Genomic DNA, 956 nt, shown 5'->3' on the forward strand with positions numbered 1-956 from the left:
GCCGACGCATTACGTGTTCAGCCACGTCGGCGACGGGAAGTTCGAGAGCCAGACTGTTTCCCAGGGGATTCCGACCCACGAGGCGAAGGCCGTCGACCTCGACGGAGACGGACGGGTGGACGTCGTCGGGAAGTCCTACGAACCGAACGCTCGGGTCGACGCGTGGCTGAATCCGGTCGAAGCGGACGTCGAGGAGACAGAGCGAGCAGATTCGACGTCTCGGCAGTCGGCGACGGACTGATACTGTCGGGCGACAGTTCGTGAATGATGTTGGCATCCACGGGGTGCCGATGCGTTGCACATCGTTTGTCCGACAATACGAGATCGAATCCGCGCGCTAGAGCCCGACGACCTCGAACCCGGCGTCGACCCACCGATCGGCGTCCAGCAGAGCGAGCGGGTCGACGACGAGCCGTTTTTCGAGGAGCTCCCCGACTCGTTCGGGATCTAGATCGGTGAACTGGTCGTGTGATGCTGCGATCACCGCGGCGTCAGCGCCGTCGAGTGCCTCCGCCTGTGACTGCAGCGCGAGCGTCGGGTCCGTCGCGACCGGGTCGTGGAGGCGTACGTCGAGGTTGTCGCCGCCGTCCGGGAGAGGCCGTTCCGAGCGCGTGTGGCCGGCGAGTCGGCGAGCGATGGCCAGCCCCGGGCTGTTTCGCGTGTCACTGACGTTCCCCTTGTACGTCACGCCCAGGACGGCGATCGTCGCTCCCCGTACGGTGCCGAGTGCGTCTTCCAGACGAGTGATGACGTAGTCGGGCATCCGGTCGTTGACGCGTCGGGCGCAGTCGATGAGCGTCGTCTCCTCGGAGTCCTGCCCGAGGAAGAGCGGATCGACCGGGAGACAGTGCCCGCCGACGCCGGGGCCGGGGTCGAGGATGTCGACGCGGGGGTGGTTGTTCGAGAGGTCGATCGCGGTCCGCACGTCGACGCCGTAGTCCGCGGCGACGAGCGCG

1 protein-coding gene and 1 pseudogene are annotated in these 956 nt (G+C 66.8%); one reads left to right on the top strand and one right to left on the bottom strand.

Annotation, left to right across the window (positions count from 1 at the left end; genetic code table 11):
* Positions 1 to 241 (top strand): annotated as a pseudogene (locus DEQ92_RS20900) (hypothetical protein); the annotation flags it as partial.
* A gap of 96 nt (positions 242 to 337) precedes the next feature.
* Here DEQ92_RS20900 and DEQ92_RS20905 read toward each other — a convergent pair.
* A partial coding sequence (locus DEQ92_RS20905) for a UDP binding domain-containing protein (RefSeq protein WP_304999706.1) occupies positions 338 to 956 on the bottom strand: 619 nt, incomplete at its 5' end.

The organism is Haloferax sp. Atlit-6N (assembly GCF_003383195.1).
GTDB classification, from domain to species: Archaea; Halobacteriota; Halobacteria; order Halobacteriales; family Haloferacaceae; genus Haloferax; species Haloferax gibbonsii.